This is a genomic window from Chishuiella changwenlii, from assembly GCF_900142565.1.
GTDB classification, from domain to species: Bacteria; Bacteroidota; Bacteroidia; order Flavobacteriales; family Weeksellaceae; genus Empedobacter; species Empedobacter changwenlii.
Genome location: NZ_FRBH01000010.1, coordinates 143,111 through 150,448 on the forward strand (window position 1 = coordinate 143,111; position 7,338 = coordinate 150,448).

Below are 7,338 nucleotides of genomic sequence, written 5' to 3' on the forward strand. Positions count from 1 at the left end.
AAATATATAGTATATGTTATACAGGGAAAAATTAAAAAAATATCATCACCTCTTTTGAGGTGGTGATATTTTTTATACATAACTATTATATATCCAAACTTAATTGATCTGGTAATAATTTAAAAGATAATCGGTGATATGGTGTTACACCAAATTCTTTTATAGCTGCACGATGATCTTTTGTTGGATACCCTTTGTTCTTTTTCCAATTGTACATCGGAAACTCTTCATGAATTTTTTCCATGTATTCATCTCGGTAAGTTTTTGCTAAAATAGATGCCGCTGCGATATTCATAAACTTAGAGTCTCCTTTAACGATACATTCGTGTGGAATATCTTGATAAGCAGTAAAGCGATTTCCATCAACGATTATCAAATCTTTTTGACAATTTAATTGATCAATAGCTCTGTGCATCGCTAAAAAACTAGCATTTAAAATATTTATTTCATCTATTTCTTTTGGGCTAACAATACCTACAGCCCAAAATAGAGCATTCTCTTCTATAAATGTTCTTAATGAGTTTCTCTTCTTTTCAGAAAGCTGTTTCGAGTCATTTATAATATCATTTTCAAAACTATTTCCTAAAATAACAGCTGCCGCAACAACGGGTCCACTCAAACAGCCTCTGCCCGCTTCGTCGCATCCAATCTCGAATTCTTGATTTGATAAAACTTTATTCAATTTTCTTTATTTTTCACAAAATTAAAAAACTTTATGATAATTAAATTTGGTAAATGTTACAGAAATCTTAAGTTTATGATAGTTTTAAAAAATGTTTTAACAAATGAGGAGAAATTTAAAGAACTTGTTTGTACTTGGAGGATTACTTTTTGCGTCTTCTTTGTACTCACAAGAAAAGACGGTTACGGGTAAAGTAACCGATTCTTATGGCCTTGGCGTATCCGATGCTGTCGTAAAAACTACGTCAGGACAGGAAGCCATCACAGATGAAGATGGTAATTTCAGTATTCAAGCCAAACAAGGAGACCTAGTTTCTGTAGAGGCAATAGGTCTACCATCACAATCTTTCACAGTAGGAGCTAGCAATGAGTACAACATCTCCTTAAAAGTAACAGAAACAGTTGAGTTAGAAGGTGCTGTAGTTACAGCATTAGGTATAACAAGAGACAAAAAGTCTTTAGGTTATGCAACGCAACAAGTTACGGGAGAAACCGTGTCGGCAGTTCCATTATCAAATTTTGCAGATGCATTATCAGGAGAAGTAGCAGGTTTAGATATTAAATCTTCTGGTACAATGGGAGGATCATCTAATATGATTATTAGAGGTTTTAGTTCTATTACTGGTAACAATCAGGCATTAGTTGTAGTGGATGGAACACCTATTAATAATGGAACGTATAATACTGCAGATCAAACAACAGGTAGAGGAGGGTTTGATTATGGTAATGCGGCTTCTGATATTAACCCAAATGACATTGAGACATTAAATGTACTTAAAGGTGCTGCAGCGACAGCTCTTTATGGGTCTCGTGGTCAAAACGGGGTTATTATGATTACGACTAAACGTGGTAAAAAGAACAAAGGTATTGGAGTAGAATTTAATTCAGCAATTACAGTTGGTACTGCAGATAAATCTACATTACCACGATACCAAAAGAAGTATGGTGCGGGTTATGGACCTGATGGATCTTCAACTTCAAATCCATATTTTAATGCAGGACCAAATGGATCTTTGACAACTCAATTTGGAGCAGATGCTTCTTATGGAGCAGCTTTTGATCCAAATTTAATGGTTTATCAATGGAATTCATTGTACGAAGGTTTACCAAATTATGGAATAGCGACACCTTGGGTTGCTGCAAAAAATGACCCTAACAGTATTTGGGGAACTTCTTCAACTTATGTTAACACAGCCTCATTTTCTGGTAGTAATGAAGACGGAGGTTTTAGAGTTAGTTTTACGAATAACTTAACAAATGGAAATTTAGTAAATAGTGAGCTAAAAAGAAATACATTAAGTTTTGGAGGAGATTACAAGTTAACAGATAAATTAAAAGCTACTGCAAATATTATTTATACAAATAATAAAGGTAGAGGACGTGTAGGTACTGGTTACGATGGATTAAATCCAATGCAGTCTTTCCGTCAATGGTGGCAAACAAATGTTGATTTAAAAGAGCAAGAACAAGCTTACAATTTAACAGGAAGAAATGCTACTTGGAATGTTAAAAGCTTCTCTGATAATAGTCCTCAGTATACTGATAATTATTATTGGACACGTTACCAAAATTATCAAAATGACTCGCGTGATCGTTACACAGGTAATGCAGGATTAGAGTATAAAATTAATGATTGGTTAAGCTTAGCAGGTCGTTACTCTTTCGATAATTATGATGAGTTAAGAGAAGGTAGAGTAGCAGTAGGGTCTGCGGGATCTTTAGGAGAATATATGTACTTTAAGCAGTCTGTATCTGAAAATAACTATGATGTAATGTTAAATGTAAACAAACAACTTACAGATAATATTAGTTTAGATGCCAATGCTGGTTGGAATTTACGTGTAGAAAAAATAGATCGTTTTATAGGAACAACTAATGGAGGTTTAAGTATTCCTGGTTTATATACATTGGCAAATTCAAGAAATGCTTTAACAGCTTCTGATATTAGCCAATTTCAAGGAACAAAGAAAGTAGATGGTATGTATGCTAGAGCCAGTTTAGGATTCTACAACATGTTCTACTTAGATGGATCGATAAGAACCGATAGATCTTCAAGTTTATGGAGTGGACAACAAAATAGATATTGGTACCCATCTGTTTCGGGAAGTTTCGTATTCTCAGAATTAATGAAAGGATCATTTATTAATTTTGGTAAGGTAAGAGCGAATTACGCGCAAGTGGGTAATGATACTGATATGTTTAATTTGTATAATGTATACACATTAAATGCTTCTTTTAATGGAGTTGGTTCAGCAACTAACCCAGCTCAATTTAGAAATCAGTTTTTAAAGCCAGAGAATATGACTGAATACGAATTTGGTCTTGAGATGGCAATGTTTAAAAATAGAGTAACATTTGATGTTTCATATTATAACAGAAAAACAACAGATTTAATTACACCAGTAGATGTTTCTTCTTCATCTGGAGCTTCTTCAGTTTTTATGAATGCAGGAGATATGGTGAATAAAGGTATTGAAGCCTCTTTAAATATTATTCCAATTAAATCAGAAGATTTTTCTTGGCGTTTAGGATTTAACTTTGCTCGAAATAGAAACGAAGTTTTAAGATTATCTGGAGATGTAGATTACTTACAGTTAGCTAGTTTACAAGGTGGTATTTCTATTGGAGCGCAAGTAGGTGAAGCCTATGGTATCATTAGAGGAACTGGTTTTGTTTATGACGATAATGGAAATAAAATAGTTGGAGACAATGGTCAATACTTGGCTTCTGCAACAACAACTAAAATAGGGAACATGAATCCTGATTGGACAGGAGGTGTTAAGAATACAGTTTCTTATAAAAACTTAAGTTTAAGTTTCTTAATAGATTTCCAAAAAGGAGGAGATGTCTTTTCACTTGATACATTCTATGGTTATGCAACAGGATTGTATGATAACTTTACAACAGGATTGAACGATTTAGGAAATCCAGTACGTAATACTTTAGCGAATGGAGGAGGAGTTATTTTACCAGGAGTTAAGCAAGATGGTACGCCGAATGATATTCGTGTAGATGCTAGTAATGGTAATGGTCAAGGTAACCCTTGGGGATACTTAAGTGGAACTTCACCAAGACAAGCACACGTATATGATGCTTCTTATGTAAAATTAAGAAACGTAACATTGACGTACGATTTACCTCAAAAATTCTTAGATAATACATTTATTAAGAAATTATCTATTTCTGCTGTAGGTAGAAATTTATGGATAATTCATAAAAATGTACCATTCTCAGATCCAGAAGCAGGTTTAAGTGCTGGTAACATTCAAGGATATCAATCCGGAGCGCATCCAACAATTAGAGAAATAGGAGCTAGTCTTAGAGTTCAATTTTAAAAAGAAGTATTAAATGAAAAAGATATTATTAGGATTGGTAACGGTTTTTGCTTTAAACTCGTGTACCGATGAGGATTACGATAATTTAAATCACGATCCGATAAACCCTGAAGTTGTACCAGCAAGTTATTTAGTAACGGGAGCGACAACAAGTTATTTCTATAGAATGATTTCAACGAATGTAAATCAAAATATATTTAGATTGGTTTCACAATATTGGAATGAAACACAATATACACAAGAAACTAACTATGACTTAGAAGGAAGACAAATTAGTGATAATTTGTGGAATGAAATTTCTATGAATGTGTTATATGATTTAAATGAAGCTAAAAAAATCGTTAATAATGATACTTCTTTAAATCAAGCCCAAAAAGATAATCAACTTGCGGTTATTGATTTATTACAGGTACAAGCATGGCAAATGCTAGTTGATACTTTTGGTAATATTCCATACTCGGAAGCATTACAAGGAGTAACATTGGTTAATCCAAAATATGATGATGCAAAAACTATTTATGAAGATTTAATAAAAAGAGCTATTGAGTCTACAAATAAAATTAATGCTTCAACAGCTGGTTTTGGAAGTAACGATATTATCTATAATGGAGATATGACTAAATGGAAAAAATTTGGAGCTTCATTACAATTAAAGTTAGGTATTCAATTATCAGATGTTGATGCTGCTTTAGCACAATCAACAATTACTAATGCAATAAATGCTGGAGTATTTGCATCTCAAGCAGATAATTTCACATTAGTTTATACAGGTTCTGAGCCTTATACAAATCCACTTTGGATTGATTTAATTAAAAGTGACCGTCAAGATTTCGTTGCGGCGAATACAATTGTAGATGACATGAATGCCTTAAATGATCCTCGTAGAGCTAAATTTTTTAAAGAGAATTTAGGTGCTGGAGTTTTTGTTGGAGGTGAATATGGTAGAGCAACAAATTTCGCTACACATTCACAAATTTCTGCAACATTAGAAAGTATGAGTTATCCAGGAACATTGTTGGATTACACAGAAGTTCAGTTTATGTTAGCTGAGGCTGCTGCAAGAGGTTTTGCAGTTGGCGGAACAGCAGAAAGTTTTTACAATGCTGCTATCAAAGCTTCATTTGAATTTTGGGGTAATACAACAGCAGAAGCAGATACTTATTTAGCTCAACCAAATGTTGCATATGCAACAGCAGCTGGAGATTGGAAACAGAAAATTGGTACTCAATTTTGGATTGCAATGTATAATAAAGGATTTGAAGGATGGAATGTTTGGAGACGTTTAGATGCACCAACATTTAACTTGCCACAAGCAACAAAAAATCCTGTTCCAACAAGATATACTTATCCAATACGTGAAAGAAACTTAAACAAAACAAATTATGAACAAGCATCTTCTGCCATTGGTGGAGATAAACAAACGACCAAATTATTTTGGGACGTAAATTAAAATAAAATTATAACATTTTCTCATAGTTAAGCCATCTCTTAGGAGATGGCTTTTTTGTGCTTTGAATTTAGGCAGCATAAAAAAAGCATCCTATTGGATGCTTTTATACTTAAATATTTTATACGAATTAGTTCGAATAATTAGGAGCTTCTTTAGTGATAACCACATCATGAGGATGAGATTCATTAAGACCAGCACCAGTAATACGAACAAATTTTCCGTTTTCTATTAAATCTTGAATAGTTCCTGTACCACAGTATCCCATACCAGCTCTTAAACCACCACATAATTGGTAAACAACCTCAGCAATAGATCCTTTATGAGGAACACGACCTTCAATACCTTCTGGAACTAATTTTTTAGCATCAGATTGGAAATATCTATCTTTTGATCCACGTTTCATTGCAGCTAAAGAACCCATTCCTTGGTAAGCTTTAAACTTACGTCCTTGGAAAATAATTTCTTCTCCTGGAGCTTCATCTGTACCAGCAAATAAACTACCTAACATAACTAAGTTTGCTCCAGCAGCTACAGCTTTTACAATATCTCCAGATAATTTAATTCCACCATCTCCGATAATTGAAACATTACGTGTTTTTGCATAGTTGTAAACATCATGAATAGCAGATAATTGAGGAACTCCTACACCAGCTACAACACGAGTTGTACAGATAGATCCAGGACCAACACCAACTTTTAAGGCATTTGCACCAGCATCAATTAATGCTTTAGCAGCTTCTGCTGTAACAATGTTTCCACCAACAATGTCTAATTCTGGGAAAGCATTTCTTACTTCAGCAACTTTACTTAAAACTCCAGCAGAATGTCCGTGTGCAGAATCTAATGCAACAATATCAACACCTTTATTAACTAATGCTTGTACACGATCTAATGTGTCTGCACCAACACCAACACCTGCACCAACACGTAAGCGACCTTTAGAGTCTTTACATGCATTAGGGAATTCTGTTAAATTATCGATGTCTTTGATTGTGATTAAACCAATTAATTTATTGTTTTCATCAACGATAGGTAATTTTTCAATACGATGACGAGAAAGAATTTCTTTCGCTTTTCTTAAATCTGTATCAATATCAGAAGTAACAATATTTTCTTTTGTCATTACATCTTCTACTAATTGACTAAAGTCTTCTTGGTAACGAATATCACGATTCGTAATAATTCCAACTAAAGTTTTATCATCTTCAACAACAGGTAAACCAGAGATTTTATATTTCTCCATTAAGCTTACTGCATCTTGTAATGTATGTTGACGAGATAATGTCACAGGATCTGTAATCATTCCATTTTCAGAGCGCTTAACAATTTCTATTTCGCTTGCTTGCTCATCAATTGTCATATTTTTATGAATAAAAGATAATCCTCCTTCACGAGCTAATGCAATTGCTAATCTTGCTTCTGATACTGTATCCATTGCTGCAGATACGATTGGAATATTAAGTGTAATATTGTCTGTGAATCTTGTTTGAAGAGATACTTGGTTCGGTAATATCTCTGAATATGCTGGCACTAATAACACATCGTCAAAAGTGAAGCCTGTTTGTAGAATTTTGTCTGTTAAAGGCATTGCTTTTTGCATTGCAAATTTAGATGAAAAAACTTTACCTGCAAAATTATTTAGAAAAATGTCAAAATAAATTTAAAAAATTGACTATTTATTTACATCAAAATGAACGAATTATACTTTGTTTTAAACTCTTATGTATTTAAGTTGTTATGTTTTTGGTTTATTGATAGATGAAATTTTTAAATTTGTACCACATTACCACATTACCACATTACCACATTACCACATTACCACATTACCACATTACCACATTACCACATTACCACATTACCACATTACCACAT

The 7,338-nt window shown here is 33.3% G+C and carries 4 protein-coding genes; 2 read left to right on the forward strand and 2 right to left on the reverse strand.

Features of this window, described 5'->3' with window-relative positions:
* Positions 1-85: 85 nt before the first annotated feature.
* Positions 86-682 (reverse strand): ribonuclease HII, encoded by a 597-nt coding sequence (locus tag BUA86_RS13275; RefSeq protein ID WP_072933446.1) that lies wholly within the window; start codon positions 680-682, stop codon positions 86-88.
* Positions 683-785: 103 nt separating this feature from the next.
* Here BUA86_RS13275 and BUA86_RS13280 point away from each other — a divergent pair, with 103 nt between their 5' ends.
* Positions 786-4,016 carry a SusC/RagA family TonB-linked outer membrane protein gene (locus tag BUA86_RS13280; RefSeq protein ID WP_072933448.1) on the forward strand — a complete coding sequence of 1,077 codons (3,231 nt, stop codon included), beginning with the start codon at positions 786-788 and terminating at the stop codon, positions 4,014-4,016.
* Positions 4,017-4,029: 13 nt separating this feature from the next.
* A complete protein-coding gene (locus tag BUA86_RS13285) occupies positions 4,030-5,466 on the forward strand; it encodes a SusD/RagB family nutrient-binding outer membrane lipoprotein (protein WP_072933450.1) in 1,437 nt (478 codons plus the stop codon).
* A gap of 127 nt (positions 5,467-5,593) precedes the next feature.
* On the opposite strand, the gene guaB is transcribed toward BUA86_RS13285, so the two are convergent.
* Entirely contained in the window at positions 5,594-7,054 is a 1,461-nt protein-coding gene (gene guaB / locus BUA86_RS13290) for an IMP dehydrogenase (RefSeq protein WP_072933459.1), read from the reverse strand.
* Positions 7,055-7,338: the final 284 nt, after the last annotated feature.

Excerpts from the sequence above, each read along its gene's own strand:
- BUA86_RS13280 (WP_072933448.1), top strand. The coding sequence starts at position 786 with ATGAGGAGAAATTTAAAGAACTTGTTTGTACTTGGAGGATTACTTTTT.
- BUA86_RS13285 (WP_072933450.1), top strand. The coding sequence starts at position 4,030 with ATGAAAAAGATATTATTAGGATTGGTAACGGTTTTTGCTTTAAACTCG.
- guaB (WP_072933459.1), bottom strand. The coding sequence starts at position 7,054 with ATGCCTTTAACAGACAAAATTCTACAAACAGGCTTCACTTTTGACGAT.